The organism is Actinomadura chibensis NBRC 106107 (assembly GCF_001552135.1).
GTDB lineage: Bacteria > Actinomycetota > Actinomycetes > Streptosporangiales > Streptosporangiaceae > Spirillospora > Spirillospora chibensis.
Map to the genome: position 1 here is coordinate 107,659 of NZ_BCQP01000002.1, position 16,515 is coordinate 124,173.

A 16,515-nucleotide genomic window follows, 5' to 3' on the forward strand; every position below is an offset into this window, starting at 1 on the left:
CCCCGCCGCGCCGGGCGGACGCCGCGCGGCCCGGATCGGACGGGTTGCTGGTCTTCCCCGGGGTCCGGGCGCATTACCTTAGGGGCATGTCAACTCGCCGCAAGGTCTCGCTCATCACCCTCGGCTGCGCCCGCAACGAGGTCGACTCCGAGGAGCTCGCCGCGCGCATCGAGGACGCGGGCTGGGACCTGGCGGACGGCGCCGACGGCACGGACGGCGCCGACGTGGTGGTCGTCAACACCTGCGGCTTCATCGAGGCCGCGAAGAAGGACTCCATCGACACGCTGCTCGCCGCGCACGACTCGGGCGCGAAGGTCGTCGCGGCGGGCTGCATGGCGGAGCGGTACGGGCGCGAGCTGGCCGAGGCGCTGCCGGAGGCCGACGCCGTGCTCGGCTTCGACGACTACGCCGACATCGGCGACCGGCTCGACGACGTCCTCGCCGGGCGCAGGCGAGACGCGCACACGCCGCGCGACCGGCGCGTCCTGCTGCCGATCAGCCCGGTGGAGCGCGCGTCGGCGGCGGTGGCGATCCCCGGCCACGGCGGGCCCGAGGACCTGCCGGACGGGGTGGCGCCCGCGTCCGGCCCGCGGGTGCTGCGGCGGCGGCTCGGCGGCGGCCCGGTCGCGCCGCTGAAGCTGGCCTCCGGCTGCGACCGGCGGTGCACGTTCTGCGCGATCCCGGCGTTCCGCGGCGCGTACGTGTCGCGGCCGCCCGCGGAGGTGCTGGCGGAGGCGCGGTGGCTCGCCGGGCACGGCGTGCGCGAGCTGTTCCTCGTCAGCGAGAACTCGACGTCCTACGGCAAGGACCTGGGCGACCTGCGGGCGCTGGAGAAGCTGCTGCCGGAGCTCGCCGCCGTCGACGGGATCGAGCGCGTCCGGGTGAGCTACCTGCAACCCGCCGAGACGCGGCCGGGCCTGATCGAGGCGATCTGCGGGACGCCCGGCGTCGCCCCCTACTTCGACCTGTCGTTCCAGCACGCGAGCGGCCCGGTGCTGCGGTCGATGCGGCGGTTCGGCGACCGGGAGCGGTTCCTCGGGCTGCTCGACCGGATCCGCGAGCTGGCCCCCGAGGCGGGCGTCCGGTCGAACTTCATCGTCGGGTTCCCCGGCGAGACCGAGGACGACGTCGACGAGCTGGCCGAGTTCCTGTCCGCCGCCCGGCTGGACGCGATCGGCGTGTTCGGCTACTCCGACGAGGACGGCACCGAGGCCGCCGAACTCGACGGCAAGCTAGCCGAGGCGGAGGTCGCCGCCCGCGTCGAGGAGCTGTCCAGCCTCGCCGACGAATTGACCGCCCAGCGCGCCGAGGACCGGATCGGCACGGCGGTCAGCGTCCTGCTGGAGGACAAGGCGGACGACGGCCTGGTCGAGGGGCGCGCCGAGCACCAGGCGCCGGAGGTGGACGGCACGGTCCGCGTCCGCGGCGCCGGGCTCGCCCTCGGCGACATCGTCGCGGCCCGGGTGACCGGCAGCGACGGCGTGGACCTGACCGCGGACGTGTCGTGATCGCGGGCACCCCGGACCCGGTCGCGGGCTCGCAGGGCCCGCCGCCCGCCGGCGTCTGGAACGTCGCGAACGCGCTGACCCTCGTGCGCATCGCGCTGGTGCCGGTGTTCGTCTGGTTCCTGTTCCTGGACGGCGACGGCTGGCGGCTCGCCGCGTTCGCCGTGTTCGCCGCCGCCTCGATCACCGACAAGATCGACGGTGATCTGGCCCGGGCCCGCGGCCTGGTGACCGACTTCGGCAAGATCGCCGACCCGATCGCCGACAAGGCGCTCACCGGCGCGGCCCTCGTCAGCCTGTCGCTGATGGGGGAGCTGTGGTGGTGGGTCACCGTGGTGATCATGGTCCGCGAGATCGGGATCACGGTGCTGCGGTTCATCGTGATCCGGCGCGGCGTGATCCCGGCGAGCAAGGGCGGCAAGCTGAAGACGATGCTCCAGGTCATCGCGATCGGCCTGTACATCCTGCCCGGCCCGCTCGACCCGCTGCGCTGGGCCACGATGGGCGCGGCGCTGGTCGTCACGGTCGTCACGGGCGTGGACTACGTCGTCCAGGCGTGGCGGCTCGGCCGCGGGCCCGCCGCCTCCTGACCGGGGTTCGGGGTGGGCTGCGGGACCACGCCCACCCCGGTCGTGGCCCCGCAGCCCCGATCGCGGCGCCGCGATGCACGATTATCCCCGCGATCCCGCGCGCGCACGAATCGGGGGAATGAGGTCTGACTCACAATGTGACCTGCGATTCCCGAAAGGGTCGGGCGGGGGACCCGCGGGTCCGGGCGACGATGCGCGTCCCGGCCGCCGCGCCCGTCGCGCGCACTGTCGGACGGGGCGGGGACGCGGAGCACAATGCGCGGCCGTCCCTTTCACCGGCGACGGAAATGGGAAATGGGGTTGGACCGGTTCGATCTTCCGGGGGCGCCGCCGTCCGCATTCGGACTCTTTCCCCCGTCAACCGGCGGGCGGCCGGGTCCGTCCCGCGACCGGGCCGCCGGTAGATTCGGGACGCCCGGGACCCAGCCCCTGGACTGCCGAAACGAGGACGCGATGCGGGTCGAACTGCTCACCGTCGGGGACGAGCTGCTCCTCGGCGACACGGTCAACGGCAACGCCGCCTGGCTCGGCCGCAGGCTCGCCGACCACGGCGTCGACGTCACCCGCAGCGTGGTCGTCGGCGACGAGCTGGACGTGATCGTCGAGGCGGTGGAGGCGGCGCTCGGCCGCGCCGACGCGGTGATCACGACCGGCGGGCTCGGCCCCACCTACGACGACCTGACCCGCGACGCGCTCGCCAAGGCGGCCGGGGTCGCGCTCGTCCGGGACGCGGGCCTGGAGCGGCGGCTGCGCGAGCGGGTCGCGCGGGCCGGGCGCGAGCTGCGGCCGATGGCGCTGCGGATGGCGGACGTCCCCGCGGGCGCGCGGATCCTGCGCAACTCGGCCGGGTCGGCGCCCGGCCTGCGGGTCGAGCTGCCCGGCGGGGTCGTCTACGCGCTGCCCGGCGTCCCGTTCGAGATGCGGACGATCGTCGACGAGGTCGTCCTGCCCGAGCTGGCGGAGACCGCCGGGCTGCCCGCGGTGGCGCGCCGCACGCTGCGCACCGCCCGGATGTGGGAGTCGGTGGTCGCGTCGCGGCTCGCCGAGGTGGAGGCGATGGACGGCGTCCGGCTCGCCTACCTCCCGGACCCGGCCGAGGTGAAGGTCCGGATCACGGTCGCGGGCCGGGACGCCGCCGGACGGCTCGCCGGCGTCGAGGCGCGCGTCCGGGAGCTGCTCGGCGACGCCGTGTACGGGGCCGAGGACGAGTCGCTCGACCGGGTCGTCCACCGGCTGCTCGCCGAGCGGTCCGCGACGGTCGCGACGGCGGAGTCGCTGACCGGCGGCCTGATCGGCGCGGAGCTGACCGCGATGCCCGGGTCGTCGGCGACGTTCGCGGGCGGCCTCGTGACGTACGCCACGGACGCGAAGCGGGACATGCTCGGCGTCCCGGCGGACCTGCTCGCCGCGCACGGGGCCGTCCACCCGGACGTGGCCGCCGCGATGGCGGCCGGCGCGCGGGACGCGCTCGGCGCGACCTACGGGCTCGCGGTGACCGGCGTCGCCGGACCCGAGCCGCAGGACGGCCGCGAGGTCGGAACGGTCTACATCGGCGTGGCCGGTCCCGGAAAATCGCCCGTCGTGGCCGCGCCGCGACTTCCCGTGCCCGGCGCCGGGCCCGAGACCCGGGCGGTGATCCGGCGGATGACCGTCGTGCACGCGCTTGAGCTGCTGAGACGCGTCCTGCTCGGGCTCTCGGGGCCGGATCCGGAGGACCCGGCTCGGGAAGATCGGGAAGATCCGGGCTGATTACAGCGTTACGTTCCGAGCGAACACGAAATCAACGGTCTGCCATGGCCGCCGTCAAGGCGGGTACGGTGGAACCGGCAGATGGTCCGAACTGAGGGAGGGAGCGAGACGATGGTCCTGCTTCGCCAGCTGCTCGGTGACGTACTGCGGCAGCTGCGGCTGCGCCAGGGACGCACCCTCCGTGAGGTGTCCGCGGCGGCGCGGGTGTCACTCGGCTACCTGTCCGAGGTCGAACGGGGGCAGAAGGAGGCTTCTTCGGAACTGCTCTCCTCGATCTGCAAGGCGCTCGGGGTCCCGCTGTCGCACGTGCTCAGGGAAGTGGCGGACCAACTCGCCCTCGCCGAGCTGCAGCACGAGCCGGTCATGGCGGGCGCGCCGGAGCACGAGCGCATCCCCACCGAGCGCATCCCGGAGACGCCCGAGGAGATCACCGGGGAGTTCCGCGGCGACATGGTCGCCGCCTGACGCTCCTGGATATACGTACATTCCTCGTCCGCGGGGTTCGTGCGGGGGCTCGCCCCTCCGCGCCGTCCCGCCCGAGCTGAGGCCGCGCGGTGTGCGCGGCCTCACGTATGACCGCGGCATTTGCGGGGATGGTCCCGTGTTGTACCGGACAACCGTAACGACGCGGAAGGAGCCCATCATGGCGGCGGTCAAGAGCCCGCTCAGCGACGAGGCCCTCAAGGTCACCGGGGACGCCCTACAGGGCTCCCTCATCGACCTCATCGATCTGTCCCTCCTCGCCAAGCAGGCCCACTGGAACCTCACCGGGCGCAACTTCAAGGTCGTCCACGAGCACCTGGACGAGATCGTCGCCCTCGCGCGCGGCGGCCAGGACGACGTGGCGGAGCGCGCCATCGCGATCGGCGTGAACCCGGACGGCCGCTCCCGCACGGTCGCCGACCGCACGACGCTCGCGCAGCTGGAGGCCGGGTACCTGGCCGACGACAAGGTCGTCGCCGCGATCACCGACATCCTGGCGCAGATCATCGGCCGGTTCCGGGAGCGCATCGAGGCGACCGACGAGGCCGACCCGGTCACCCAGGACCTGCTGATCAGCCTCGCCGCGCAGCTTGAGAAGCAGCACTGGATGTTCCAGGCCCAGGTCTGACGCGTCCGCGCCCCGTCGCGGGCGCGACGAGGCCCCGGTCCCCGCCGCCGTCACGGCGGGGGCCGGGGCTTCGCCGTTCTCGCCTAGTGGTCAGGGCGGCAGGTGCGCGAGGACGGTCTCCGCGAACTCGGCGGCGAGCGGGCTCAGCGCGTCGAACCGGCGGGCGGCCCACCCGGCGGAGAGCGGCGGCAGGTCCGGTACCGGGACGAGCCGGACGCCGCCCCGCCCGCGTCCCCAGCCGGGCAGCGCGGGCAGGATCGCGTGGCCGAGGCCGAGCTCGGCGAGCAGGAGGGCGGTGTCCCAGTCGGCGACGCTCGTCGTGGACGTCAGCCGCACCCCGTGCCGTCCGAGGTGCTCCTCCAGGTGGACGCGGGACGTCGAGTGCTCCGGCAGCTCGATGTGCCGGATGCCGGACAGGTCGTCCAGCGCGACGGACACCCGCGCCGCCAGCGGGTCGCCGGAGTGGACGGCGAGCATCCAGGGCAGCTCGCGGGACGGGCGCTGCTCGACGCCGTCCAGCGGCGGCCCGATCGTCACCCACGCGAGGTCGGCGGCGTGCGCGCGGACGGCCTCCAGGCACCGGCGGCTTGACCCGGCCGTCTCGAACTGCAGCGCCGTCTCGGGATGGCGCTCGCGGAACGCGGCGACGCCCGCCGCCATGAAGTGCCGGACGGTCGTCGCCCCGGTCGCGACGCGGACCGTCCCGCCGACGCCGCGGCGCAGGTCGTCCAGGCGGCGCAGCGCCGCGTCCAGGCCCGCGATGCCCTCGGCGGCGGCCCGCTCCAGGACGCGTCCGGCCCCGGTCGGCACGACGCCGCGCGGGCGCCGCTCCAGCAGCACGAGCCCCGTCTCCCGTTCGAGCCGCTTGACGTGCTGGCTGACCGCCGACTGGCTGCACGACAGGTCGCGGGCGACGGCGGAGAGGTTGCCCGCCGCGCAGACGGCCACGAACACGCGGAGATCGTCCAGGGTCATCTGCCCAAGGTAGAGCTGGGGGATCGATAAGGAAACCCGAGAATTGACTTGGAACGATCCCCGGCCGAGGATGCGGAGGACGGGCGCAGGATCCGGCGACCCGAGTGAACCGGCGGCGACCCGCCCGCGCGTCCCCGGGGGGCCGGGCGGGCGCCGACCGTGTCCGGCTAGCCGGGGGCGGGCTGGCAGCGGGGACACCAGAACGTGGCCCGCTCGCCCACCCGGGACGCCTGGTCGCGCCGCTCGATCCGGGCGCCGCAGCGGCGGCAGGGGCGCCCGGCCCGCCCGTACACCCAGTGCTCGCGGCCCCGTCCCAGGTCACCGGTCGTGATGTGGCCGTGCCGCGCCTTGTTGAGGTCCAGGAGCCGGTGAGCGAGCTCCACCAGCCCTTGCAGGTCGGGGACGTCCCGTACGGGGGTCCACGGATGTACGCCCCGCAGGAACAGGATCTCGGCCTTGTAGACGTTCCCGATCCCGGCGAGCAGGGTCTGGTCGAGCAGCGCCTCGCCGATCGCCTGGTCGGGCCGCCCGGCCAGGCGGGAGGCCGCCTCGGCGGCGAGCCCCCCGTCCCACGCCGGGTCGAGCAGGTCGGGCCCGAGATGGCCGACCGCCGTGTCCTCCTCGGCGGTCCGCAGCAGCTCCACCAGGCCGAGGGAGTAGCCCGAGGCCTGCCATTCGGCGTTGGCCAGCACGAGCCGGACGCGGTGGTCGCGCGGCGGCGGCCCGGCCGGGCCGATCCGCCAGCGCCCCTCCATCAGCAGGTGCGTGTGGACGGTCAGCCCGCCCTCCACCCGGATGAGCAGGTGCTTGCCGCGCGGCTCGGCGGCGAGGACCGTCCGGCCGCGCAGGTCGGCGGTCGCGAACCGGGGGACGCGGAAGTCCGAGCGCGTGAGCGGCCGCCCGGCGAGCGCCTCGCGCAGCCTGCGGGCGGTCAGCCAGACGACGTCACCTTCCGGCATGGGGACTCAGATGAAGGAGGGGCTTTCCCAGGCGGACGGGTCCTCGGTGAGCTTGCGGACGGGCTCCGGCAGCTCGCCTGCCGCGATGTGGGACAGCATGACCTGCTCCAGGATGGACCGCTCGCTGGCGCGCAGCGCGATCCACACCTCCTGCAGGGAGCTCGCGGGCCCCTCGTACCCGACGTGCTCGGGGCGCTCGCCCCGGACGCCGAGCAGCGGCCCGTCGATGGCGCGGATGATGTCGGCGAGCGAGATCTCCTCGGCCGGGCGCGCCAGCCAGTAGCCGCCCTCCGGCCCCCGCTGGCTCCGGACGAGGCCGGACCGGCGGAGCTGGCCGAGGATGTTCTCCAGGAACTTGGGCGGTATCTGCTGCGCCTCGGCGAGCTGGACCGCGGTCACCGGGCGGGACCCGGCGACCGCCAGCTCGGCGGAGGCGCGCAAGGCGTAGTCGACCCGGGCGGACAATCGCATGTACGCATTATCCCTTGTCGTCCGCACCGCTCGGACCGGCGGGGCCGCCGCGGGCGTGACACGCCCGCCGGAACCGGGCTCTTGTCCGGCGGGCGCGCCACGGGCCGGCGGGCCGCTCTCCGGCGGTCCCGGCCGGGCCTCGCGGGCCCGGCCGGGAGCGGTCGGATGCGGTCAGTTCACGGCCGGTTCGCGGTTGGTTCGCGGTCAGTTCGCGGTGGTCAGGCCGAGCAGCTCGGCGGCGGCCTGGGCGTTGGCGGCGGCGGCCCCGTAGGTGGCCATGTACACCGCGGAGCCGGGACGCCACACCGGGAGCCCCATCTCCACGACGACCGTGTCGGGACGGGCCGTCAGCAGCGCGTTGGCGAGCGCGCGCTGGCCCGCGTGGCGGTGCGCGTCCCGCAGCACGATGATCAGACCGCGGTCCTTGGCACGGTCCAAGACCTTCTCCACCGTTCCGTCCGCGCCGTCCGCCTGAACAGCGTCCGGCGCCCACGGACCGAGGCCCCACGGGGTCGGGCCGACCGCGATGTTGCCGCTCGACTCCGTCTCGACGACGAGCGGCGCCGAGTCCCAGCCGGGCAGCGAGCCCGACACCCGCACGGCGCGGCGCGCGGCCTCCAGCCCGGCGGCCCGGTCGACGACGGCGGCGGTGTGGCCCGCGAGCCACTCCTTCAGCCGCCGCGTGCGGTCCCCGGCGTCCCACAGGCGCTCCGCCGCGAGCCGTCCGGTGCGGACCGCCTCGCCGATCGCGGCGAGCGTCGCCTCGACCGTCTCGGCGTGCTCGTTCGGGCCGAGGCACAGCAGGTCGGCGCCCGCGATGAGGGCCCGCACGGACGCCTCGGGGATGCCGATCGCGCCGCTCGCGCCCTCCATGTCCAGCGCGTCGGTGACGATCACGCCCTGGTAGCCGAGGTGCTCGCGGAGCAGTCCGGTGATCGCCTCGGGGGAGAGGGTCGCCGGCACGCCGCGGGTGATGGCGGGCAGGTTGAGGTGCCCGGTCATCACCGCGCGGGTGCCGGCCTCGATCGCCGCCCGGAACGGGACGAGTTCGCGCCTGTCCAGCAGTTCCAGGTCGGCGTCGACGAGCGGGATGGACAGGTGCGAGTCGTCCACGGTCGCGCCGTGGCCGGGGAAGTGCTTCGCGCAGGCGGCGACGCCCGCCTCCTGCGTCCCCGCGACGGACGCGGCGGCGTGCCGCGCGACCAGCTCGGGGTCGGCGCCGAACGAGCGGGTGCCGATCACCGGGTTGTCGTCGGCGGTGTTGACGTCCACCGACGGCGCGAAGTTGAAGTTGACGCCGACCTCGGCGAGCTCGGCGCCGAGCGAGCGGTAGATCCGCCGGGTCAGCTCCGGGTCGTCCACGGCGCCGAGCGCCGCGTTGCCCGGGTAGGGGCTGCCCGCCCGGTGACCGCCGAGCCGGGTGACGTCGCCGCCCTCCTCGTCGATGGTCACGAACGGGTCGCCGGCCTTGCGCATCTGCGCGGTGAGCGCGGCGAGGGACTCCGGGCTCGGGACGTTCCCGGTCAGCGCGAACAGCGTCACGCCGCCGAGCCCGGCCTCAAGCTCGTCGAGCACCCAGCGGGGCGCGGTCGGACCGGGGAAGGAGGGGAGGAGCGTGCCGCGGGCGAGCCGGTCGATCTCGGCCGCGGTCGCGATGTCGTTGGTCGTCACCCCTTCACCGCCCCGGCGGTGAGTCCGGACACCATTCGGCGCTGGACGAGCAGGAAGAAGGCGATCACGGGAATGGTCAGCAGCGTCGACGCCGCCATGATGGGCCCCCATGCGTTTCCGCTGCGGCCGAAGAAGAACTGCAGCATGATCGGGAGGGTGTACTTGTTCTGGTCGTCGAGGAACGTGAACGCGAAGATGAACTCGTTCCACGCGGTGATGAACGAGAAGATGCTGGTCGCGACCAGACCGGGCGCGACGAGCGGGAGCATGACGCGGAAGAACGTGCGGATCGGGCCGGCGCCGTCGATGGCGGCGGCCTCCTCCAGTTCGCGCGGCACCGCGGCGACGAATCCCCGCAGCATCCAGATCGCGAACGGCACGGCGAAACCGATGTAGACGATGGAGAGGCCGGCCAGGCTGTTCAGCAGCTCCAGCCGCTTGAGGTCGAGGAAGAGCGGGATGACCAGCGCCTCCAGCGGCACCATCTGGACCACCAGCAGCATGACCAGGAACGTGGTGCGGAACCGGAAGCGGAACCGCGCCACCGCGACGGCGGCCAGCAGCGAGAGCAGGCTCGACACGATGACGGTGACGATGGCGAGGATCGCGCTGTTGCGGAAGTACTCCCAGAAGGAGACCTCGGCGATCCCGCCGTTCAGGACGAGGTCGAAGTGCGCGAGCGTCGGATGGGACGGGAAGGGCTTCGGCGTCGTGCTGAAGATCTCGGTGTTCGGCTTGAAGGCCGTGGAGACCATCCAGAACACCGGGAAGACCGCGAAGATGAAGACGAGGAGGCCCGTCCCGTTGAGAAGTACCTTGCGCCAGCGCTTGGAGGCTCCGGGGCGGCGGCCGCCCGCGTGCGCGGCGGGCCGCGGACCGGGGCGCCGCGCCGTCGTGGCCGTCACTTCATCTCCCCCTGTCGGACCATGACCCGGACGTAGAGGGCCGTGACGATGAGCAGGATGATCGTGAGCACGAGCGCGATCGCCGAGCCCATGCCGAGCTTCGGATTCATCGACCCGAAGGCCTCCGAGTAGGCGTACAGCGACAGGTTGAACGCGTCGCGGTTGGCCAGCCCGGACATGATGAAGAGCTGCGTGAAGACCTTGAAGTCCCAGATGATCGACATGACGATCAGCACGAGGAAGATCGGCTTGAGCATCGGGTAGGTGAGGCTCCAGAACGTCCGCCACGGGCCCGAGCCGTCCACCCGGGCCGCCTCGTACAGTTCGCCGGGGACGCTCTTCAGCCCCGCGAGCACCGACACCGCGACGAACGGGCACGCCTGCCAGACGACGCACACGGTGAGGACGGTGTAGGTGGACAGCGGGGTCGCGAACCAGTTGTAGTCGTTCCAGCCGCCGCCGACGAGGAAGTTCGGCAGCAGGTCGAGGAACCAGTTGACGACGCCGCCGGTCGAGCCGAACAGCCAGCTGAAGATGATCGCCGCCGTCACCGGCGGGGTCGCCCAGGCGACCATGACGCCGCCCGCGACGAAGGACGACATCTTCCGGCCGAGCTTGTTGAGCAGCAGCCCCACCAGCGTGCCGACGACCATGGTGAGGGTCACCGCGACGACGGCGAACAGCACCGTGTGCCGGAGGGTCTGCCAGAAGAAGGGGTCATTGAGGATCTTGTCGAAGTTCTCCGTCCCGACCTGCTCGGCCGGCTCCCCGCGCAACTGGCGGTTGCCGACCTTCTGGAACGACATGATCCCGATCTGGATCATGGGCCAGAACATCAGGACGACGATCACGACCACGGTCGGCGCGATCAGCAGGTACGGCCCGAATCGGGGCCTGCGGCGGGCGCGCGCCCGGCCGGACGATCTCCGGCCGGGCGCCTTGCCCACCGCGGGTGCGGTGTCGAGCATGGACGTTCCGATCAGCCGGGTACTACGGGTTCAGCAGGGTGTTGGCCTGCTCGTTCGCCTTCTTCATCTCCGCGTCCGCGGGCTTGCCCTGCATGATCGCCTTGACCGCGTTCGGCAGCACCTTCTTGGCCTGCTCGAACTCGCCCCACCCGGCGCTGATCGGCGGGAACTTGGTGTTGGTGGCGATCTGGGTGAAGACCTGCAGCTTGGGGTCGCTGAACGAGACGTCCGAGCGCATGGACGAGAAGCCGCTGTAGTCGGCCCACGCCTTGGCGTTCTTGGCGTTGTTCAGCACGGTGATGTAGTCGAAGGCCGCGCTCTTGGCCTTGCTGTCCTTCCAGACGGCGAGGTCGGAGCCGCCCGCCATCACGGGAGCGTTCCCGCCAGCCTTGCTCGGGATGGGGAAGACGCCCCACTTGTCCTGGTTCTTCGTGGAGATCTTCTTCATCTCCTTGAGGGACCAGCTTCCGTCGAAGTACATGCCGAGCTTGCCGAGGGCGAAGTCGCGCTGCGGACCCTCAAGCTCGTTCTTGCCGATGTACTTCTCGGGCGCGACCTTGTCCTTGTTGACGAGGCCGGCGTAGAAGCTGACGGCCTCGACGGCGGCGGGCTGGTCGAGCTGGCCCTTCCAGGCGTCGCCCTCCTTGGTGGCCACGTCGCCGTTGTTGCCCCAGATGAAGCTGAGCAGGGCGTTGGTCTGGTCGCTCGGGACGCCGATGCCCGGAACCTTCTTGGAGTCCTGGATCTTCTTCGCCGCGGCGGAGAGCTCGGCCCAGGTCTTCGGCGGCTGGATGTTCAGCTCCTGGAACCAGTCCGTGCGGTACCAGACGCCCCGGACGCCGCCGTACCACGGCACCGCGTAGGTCTTGCCGCTCGCCTGGTCGTTCTCCAGCGCGGTCTTGTTCAGCGTCTTGCCGTCCGCCCAGCCGCCGAACTCGTCGGTGATCTCGGCGAGGTTGCCCTGCTCGATGTGCGACTGGACGTCGGTGTTGCCCAGCTCGGTGACGTCCGGGCCCTCGCCCCCGGCCGCCGCCTTCTGGAACGTGGTCGCGACCTGCGGCCACGGGACGTACTTGATCTGCACGTCGGTGTTCGGGTGCTTGGTCTTGAAGTCGGCCTCGACGGTGTCCAGGAACTTCGTCTGCTCCGGCGTTCCCTCGCCCATCATCCAGACCTTGAGCTGCGCCGGGTCCTTGGCCCCCGCGCTCCCCTTGTCGTCCTTGTCGTCGCCGCCGCAGGCCGTGGCGGCCAGGGCGATCGCGGCCACCGTAGCCGCAACCTTGATGTACTTCACTGGGGATCCTTTCCGGCATCGCCTCGCGCGGCCTTGTGGCCTGCGGTGCGAGGGGAGATGGGGACCCTTTAGGGTCCCAGCCATGCCCCTCTCGCGTTCGCAACGCTCGCGGGCGCCCTGCTCGCCAGTCCGCGCTCTGCGCGCGCCCCCGGTCCGGGGTACCGGACCGGTCGGCGCTTGGGCGTAAACTAACAAGAAACTTTCCTAAACAAAACCTGCCGTTAGCGGATTGAGACATCGAGGGGTACCAGCATGGTCGCCAACCGCCCGGGAACGCCGAGGCTGCTGCGCGAGCTCAACGATCGCGCGGCCCTGGACCTGCTCGTGCGCCAGGGTCCGCTGACCCGCGCGCAGATCGGGGAGCACACCGGGCTCTCCAAGGTAACCGCCTCCCAGCTGTTGTCGCGCCTGGAGGACCGCGGGCTGGTCTCCGTCGTGGGATCGCAGGCCGGGGGGCGCGGGCCGAACGCCGCGCTGTACGCGGTCGTCCCGTCCAGCGCCTACGTGGCGGGCCTGGAGGTCGGGCCGGACGGCGTCACCGCGGGCGTCGCCGACATCACCGGGCACATGGTCGCCCAGGTCACCGTGGACCCGAACGGCGCCGACGAGCCGGTGAAGATGGTGCACAGCGCCGTCGTGAAGGCGTGCCGCTCCGCCCGGGTCGCGCTGTCCAGGCTGAGCGCGTTCGTGATCGGCACCCCCGGCGTCGTCGACCCGCGGTCCGGCGACGTGCAGTTCTCCTTCGACCTGCCCGCCTGGCACGAGGGCGTCCTCGCCGCGCTGCGCACCGACCTGCGCCGTCCCGTGACGATCGAGAACGACGTGAACCTCGCCGCCATCGCCGAACGCGCCTACGGGGTCGCCCACGACACGCCCGACTTCGCGCTGATGTGGCTGGACCGCGGCATGGGCCTCTCGGTCATGCTGGGCGGACGGCTGCACCGCGGCCGGTGGGGCGGCGCGGGCGAGATCGGGTACCTGCCCGTGCCCGGCGCCCCGCTGCCGATCGGCTCCGCCCGCCGCGCCCCCGTGGACGAGGGCGTCACCGAGTCGACGTCCTGGGGGATCCCGACCCTCGCGGGCGGCTACGGCGCCCTCGTCGGCGCCGACGCCGTCCGGTCGCTCGCCCACGAGCACGGCGTCACCGAGCCGACCGCCGTGGAGTGCGTCCGCGCGGCCGCCGCCGACGAGACCCGCGGCGGCGCGTTCCTCGACGACCTCGCCCGCCGCATCTCCTACGGCGTGACCTCGGTGAACATCGTCCTGGACCCGGGACTCGTGGTGCTGTCGGGCAGCCTCGGGCGGGCGGGCGGACGGCCCCTCGCCCGCCGCATCGAGGAGATCGTCGGGCGGATCAGCCCGACCAGCCCGACCGTGTCCGTCACCGAGGTGGAGGGCAACCCCGTCCTGCGCGGGGCGCTGTACGCGGCGCTGGAGCAGGCGCGGGACGACGTGTTCTCGACGGCGGGCGCGTCCTAGCCCTCCTTCCGGTCTTTTCCGGCTCCGGGAACGCGAAAGCGCCCCCGCCGATGGCGGAGGCGCTCGCTGACGCGTTCCCCGTGAACCCCGATACCGGGCCTGACCTGGCCGACGCCGCTACTTGGCGGACGTCGCCTCGGCCGGCTCCGGGAGGCGCCGCGGGTCGTTCAGCGCCCTGTCGATGACGGTCTGACTGATGATCTGGCGCCTGCGCCGGAGCGCGGCGGCCTTGCGTGCCGTAGGTGTCATGGTGAAACCCCGTTCCGCGGCGGCGTTCCCCCCGCCACCGCAACCCCGTGATGACCCCATGTTCTCAAACGAGAGGCTCGTCGGGGATCCGTCCGAGGAATGAAATCGGTGTCAGACCAAGTGGGGAGAACGGCCTCGGTCCACAGGCGGGTCCGGCCCTGGGATCATGGGAACGCAGTCACCCACCGGCCCGTTGGGGGAACCGTGACCGATCGACCAAGGGTATGCCATGGCGCTGCGTGAGCGGCTGCGCAGGCTCGTCCAGAAGCCCGGAAGCGTCGACCTCGCGCCCTTCCGCGCCCTGGTCGCGGCGGCCGCCGAGCGCGAGGACGCCGCCCGGAGGCTGTCCGACGAGGAGCTGACCGCCGCCGCGTCCGCCCTCCGCCGCGAGGAGGACCTCGCCGAGCTGTGCGCGCTCGGCCGCGAGGCCGCCCGGCGGACGCTCGGCGAGCGCCCGTTCGACGTCCAGCTCGTCGGGACGCTCGCGCTGCTGTCCGGGCACGTCGCCGAGATGGCGACCGGCGAGGGCAAGACGCTCTCCGGCGCTTTGGCCGCCGCCGGATACGCCTTGCGCGGACGCCAGGTTCACGTGATGTCCGTCAACGATTATCTGGCGCGGCGTGACGCCGAGTGGATGGGACCGCTGTACGCGATGCTCGGCGTCACCGTCGGCTGGGTCGGGCAGTCGTCCACGCCGGAGGAGCGGCGCGCCGCCTACCGCGCGGACGTCACCTACGCCCCGGTCAGCGAGATCGGCTTCGACCTCCTGCGCGACCGGCTCGCCACCGACCCCGGCGACGTGGTGCTGCCCGAGCCGTCCGTCGCGCTGATCGACGAGGCCGACTCGGTGCTGGTGGACGAGGCCATGGTCCCGCTCGTCCTCGCGGGCGCCGCCGACCTCGACGCCGCCGACCCCCGGTACGCCGACCTCGTCCGGCGGCTGCGGCCCGGCCTGCACTACGCCGCCGACGACGAGTCGCGAAACGTCCAGCTCACCCCGGCGGGGGCGCGCGAGGTGGAGCGCGTCCTCGATCTCGACCTGTACGCGCCGGAGAACCTCGCCGTCCTGACCGCCGTCAACGTCGCCCTGCACGCCGAGGTGCTGCTGAGCCGCGACGTCGACTACATCGTCCGGAACGGGGAGGTGAAGCTGATCAGCGAGTCGCGGGGCCGGGTCGCGCTGCTGCAGCGCTGGCCGGACGGCCTCCAGGCGGCGGTCGAGGCGAAGGAGGCGCTCGCGGCGTCGCCGAGCGGCGAGATCCTCGACTCGATCACCGTCCAGGAGCTCGTCGGGCGGTATCCCGTCCGGTGCGGCATGACCGGGACGGCGATGGCCGTATCCGGCCAGCTCACCGAGTTCTACTCGCTGCAGATCGCGGTGGTGCCGCCGAACCGGCCGTGCGTCCGCGACGACGAGCCCGACCGGCTCTACGCGACCTCCGCCGACAAGGAGGTCGCGATCGTCGAGGCGATCTCCGCCGCGCACGCCGCCGGGCGCCCGGTCCTGGTCGGCACCGGGGACGTCGCCGAGTCCGAGCGGCTCGCCCGGCGGCTCGCCCGCGCCGGGCTGGACCGGGTCGTCCTCAACGCCAAGAACGACGCCGAGGAGGCCGCGATCATCGCCGAGGCGGGGGCCTACGGCGCGATCACCGTGTCCACGCAGATGGCCGGGCGCGGGACCGACATCCGGCTCGGCGGCAGCCCGTCCGCCCCGCCCGGCACGGCCCCGGCGGAGGCGCCCGGCACCGACCACGACCGGGTCGCCGCGGCGGGCGGCCTGCTCGTCATCGGAACCGGCCGCTACCACAGCAGCCGCCTGGACGACCAGCTCCGAGGCCGCGCCGGACGGCAGGGCGACCCCGGCGGCTCGGTCTTCTTCACAAGCCTCCAGGACGACCTCGTCACCCGCTACGCGCCCGACGAGAAGACCAGGGCCGCGGCCGACGACGACGGGCTCATCACCGACAAGGGCGCCCACTGGATCGTCGGGCACGCCCAGCGCGTCGCGGAGGGCGTCGACCTCGAACTGCACCGCAACACGTGGCGCTACAACCAGCTGATCGGGCTCCAGCGCCGGGAGGTGCTCGCCGAACGCGCCGCCGTCCTCACCGGCGACGCCGCCGACCGGACCATGGCCGCCGACGCCCCCGGCAAGCACGCCGAAATGGTGAAGATCGCCGGAGCCGAGGCGGTGGCGGCTGCCGCGCGGCAGATCGTCCTGTACCACCTGGACCGCTGCTGGGCCGAGCACCTCGCCTTCCTCACGGACCTGCGCGAGGGCATCCACCTGCGCTCTCTCGGCCGGGGCCTCGACCCGCTGGTCGAGTTCAACCGCGAGGCGGTCCCGGCGGGCAAGCGCCTCCTCGGCGACGCGCGCAGCCGCTCCGTCGCCGCGTTCGAGGAGCTGACCGCCTCCGAAGACGGCATCGACCTCTCCGCCGCCGCCCTGAAACGCCCGTCCGCGACCTGGACCTACCTCGTCCACGACAACCCGTTCGGCTCCCTCGACGAACGCGCCCTCCGCGGCCTGATCAACATGTTTAAACCCCGCCGCCACTAACCCCACCCACCCCCCAAACCCAGCGCCCG

The 16,515-nt window shown here is 73.0% G+C and carries 15 protein-coding genes; 7 read left to right on the forward strand and 8 right to left on the reverse strand.

The annotated features are described in order from the left end of the window. Positions 1–86: 86 nt before the first annotated feature. The 5 genes from rimO (at position 87) to ACH01S_RS01355 (ending at position 4,955) form a co-directional block, all read left to right on the forward strand. Positions 87–1,508 carry a 30S ribosomal protein S12 methylthiotransferase RimO gene (rimO, locus tag ACH01S_RS01335; RefSeq protein WP_067884315.1) on the forward strand — a complete coding sequence of 474 codons (1,422 nt, stop codon included), beginning with the start codon at positions 87–89 and terminating at the stop codon, positions 1,506–1,508. Beyond that, positions 1,505–2,095 carry a CDP-diacylglycerol--glycerol-3-phosphate 3-phosphatidyltransferase gene (gene pgsA, locus ACH01S_RS01340; protein ID WP_067884318.1) on the forward strand — a complete coding sequence of 197 codons (591 nt, stop codon included), beginning with the start codon at positions 1,505–1,507 and terminating at the stop codon, positions 2,093–2,095. Before rimO ends, pgsA begins: the two co-directional genes overlap by 4 nt. Before the next feature lie 453 nt (positions 2,096–2,548). After that, positions 2,549–3,844, forward strand: coding sequence for a CinA family nicotinamide mononucleotide deamidase-related protein (locus ACH01S_RS01345; RefSeq protein ID WP_067884325.1), 1,296 nt, complete (start codon positions 2,549–2,551; stop codon positions 3,842–3,844). Positions 3,845–3,955: 111 nt separating this feature from the next. Next, entirely contained in the window at positions 3,956–4,309 is a 354-nt protein-coding gene (locus tag ACH01S_RS01350) for a helix-turn-helix domain-containing protein (RefSeq protein ID WP_067884328.1), read from the forward strand. A gap of 178 nt (positions 4,310–4,487) precedes the next feature. Then, positions 4,488–4,955, forward strand: coding sequence for a Dps family protein (locus ACH01S_RS01355; RefSeq protein ID WP_067884333.1), 468 nt, complete (start codon positions 4,488–4,490; stop codon positions 4,953–4,955). Positions 4,956–5,045: 90 nt separating this feature from the next. Here ACH01S_RS01355 and ACH01S_RS01360 read toward each other — a convergent pair whose 3' ends face one another. The 7 genes from ACH01S_RS01360 to ACH01S_RS01390 form a co-directional block, all read right to left on the reverse strand. Continuing rightward, a complete protein-coding gene (locus ACH01S_RS01360; RefSeq protein WP_067884337.1) occupies positions 5,046–5,930 on the reverse strand; it encodes a LysR family transcriptional regulator in 885 nt (294 codons plus the stop codon). 167 nt (positions 5,931–6,097) lie between these two features. Continuing rightward, entirely contained in the window at positions 6,098–6,889 is a 792-nt protein-coding gene (locus tag ACH01S_RS01365) for a DNA-formamidopyrimidine glycosylase family protein (protein ID WP_067884343.1), read from the reverse strand. Positions 6,890–6,895: 6 nt separating this feature from the next. Then, complete coding sequence (locus ACH01S_RS01370; RefSeq protein WP_067884347.1) at positions 6,896–7,360, reverse strand: RrF2 family transcriptional regulator; 465 nt, start codon at positions 7,358–7,360, stop codon at positions 6,896–6,898. A 204-nt stretch (positions 7,361–7,564) separates the two neighbouring features. Then, positions 7,565–9,031, reverse strand: coding sequence for a glycoside hydrolase family 3 protein (locus ACH01S_RS01375; protein ID WP_246236903.1), 1,467 nt, complete (start codon positions 9,029–9,031; stop codon positions 7,565–7,567). Continuing rightward, a complete protein-coding gene (locus ACH01S_RS01380) occupies positions 9,028–9,936 on the reverse strand; it encodes a carbohydrate ABC transporter permease (protein ID WP_083980137.1) in 909 nt (302 codons plus the stop codon). Before ACH01S_RS01380 ends, ACH01S_RS01375 begins: the two co-directional genes overlap by 4 nt. After that, the gene (locus tag ACH01S_RS01385; protein ID WP_067884353.1) at positions 9,933–10,904 is read right to left on the reverse strand and encodes a carbohydrate ABC transporter permease; all 972 of its coding nucleotides are present in this window, start codon (positions 10,902–10,904) and stop codon (positions 9,933–9,935) included. The genes ACH01S_RS01380 and ACH01S_RS01385 overlap by 4 nt, the downstream gene beginning before the upstream one ends. Before the next feature lie 22 nt (positions 10,905–10,926). After that, complete coding sequence (locus ACH01S_RS01390) at positions 10,927–12,171, reverse strand: extracellular solute-binding protein (protein WP_246236904.1); 1,245 nt, start codon at positions 12,169–12,171, stop codon at positions 10,927–10,929. Between the two features lie 279 nt (positions 12,172–12,450). On the opposite strand from ACH01S_RS01390, the gene ACH01S_RS01395 reads away from it, so the two are divergent. Continuing rightward, positions 12,451–13,677, forward strand: coding sequence for an ROK family transcriptional regulator (locus ACH01S_RS01395; RefSeq protein WP_067884359.1), 1,227 nt, complete (start codon positions 12,451–12,453; stop codon positions 13,675–13,677). 117 nt (positions 13,678–13,794) lie between these two features. Here ACH01S_RS01395 and ACH01S_RS45690 read toward each other — a convergent pair whose 3' ends face one another. Then, positions 13,795–13,926 carry a hypothetical protein gene (locus ACH01S_RS45690; RefSeq protein ID WP_255220025.1) on the reverse strand — a complete coding sequence of 44 codons (132 nt, stop codon included), beginning with the start codon at positions 13,924–13,926 and terminating at the stop codon, positions 13,795–13,797. Positions 13,927–14,155: 229 nt separating this feature from the next. Here ACH01S_RS45690 and secA2 point away from each other — a divergent pair, with 229 nt between their 5' ends. Then, on the forward strand, positions 14,156–16,486 hold the full coding sequence (gene secA2, locus ACH01S_RS01400) for an accessory Sec system translocase SecA2 (protein ID WP_083980139.1): 2,331 nt from the start codon (positions 14,156–14,158) through the stop codon (positions 16,484–16,486). The last annotated feature ends 29 nt before the right edge of the window (positions 16,487–16,515 follow it).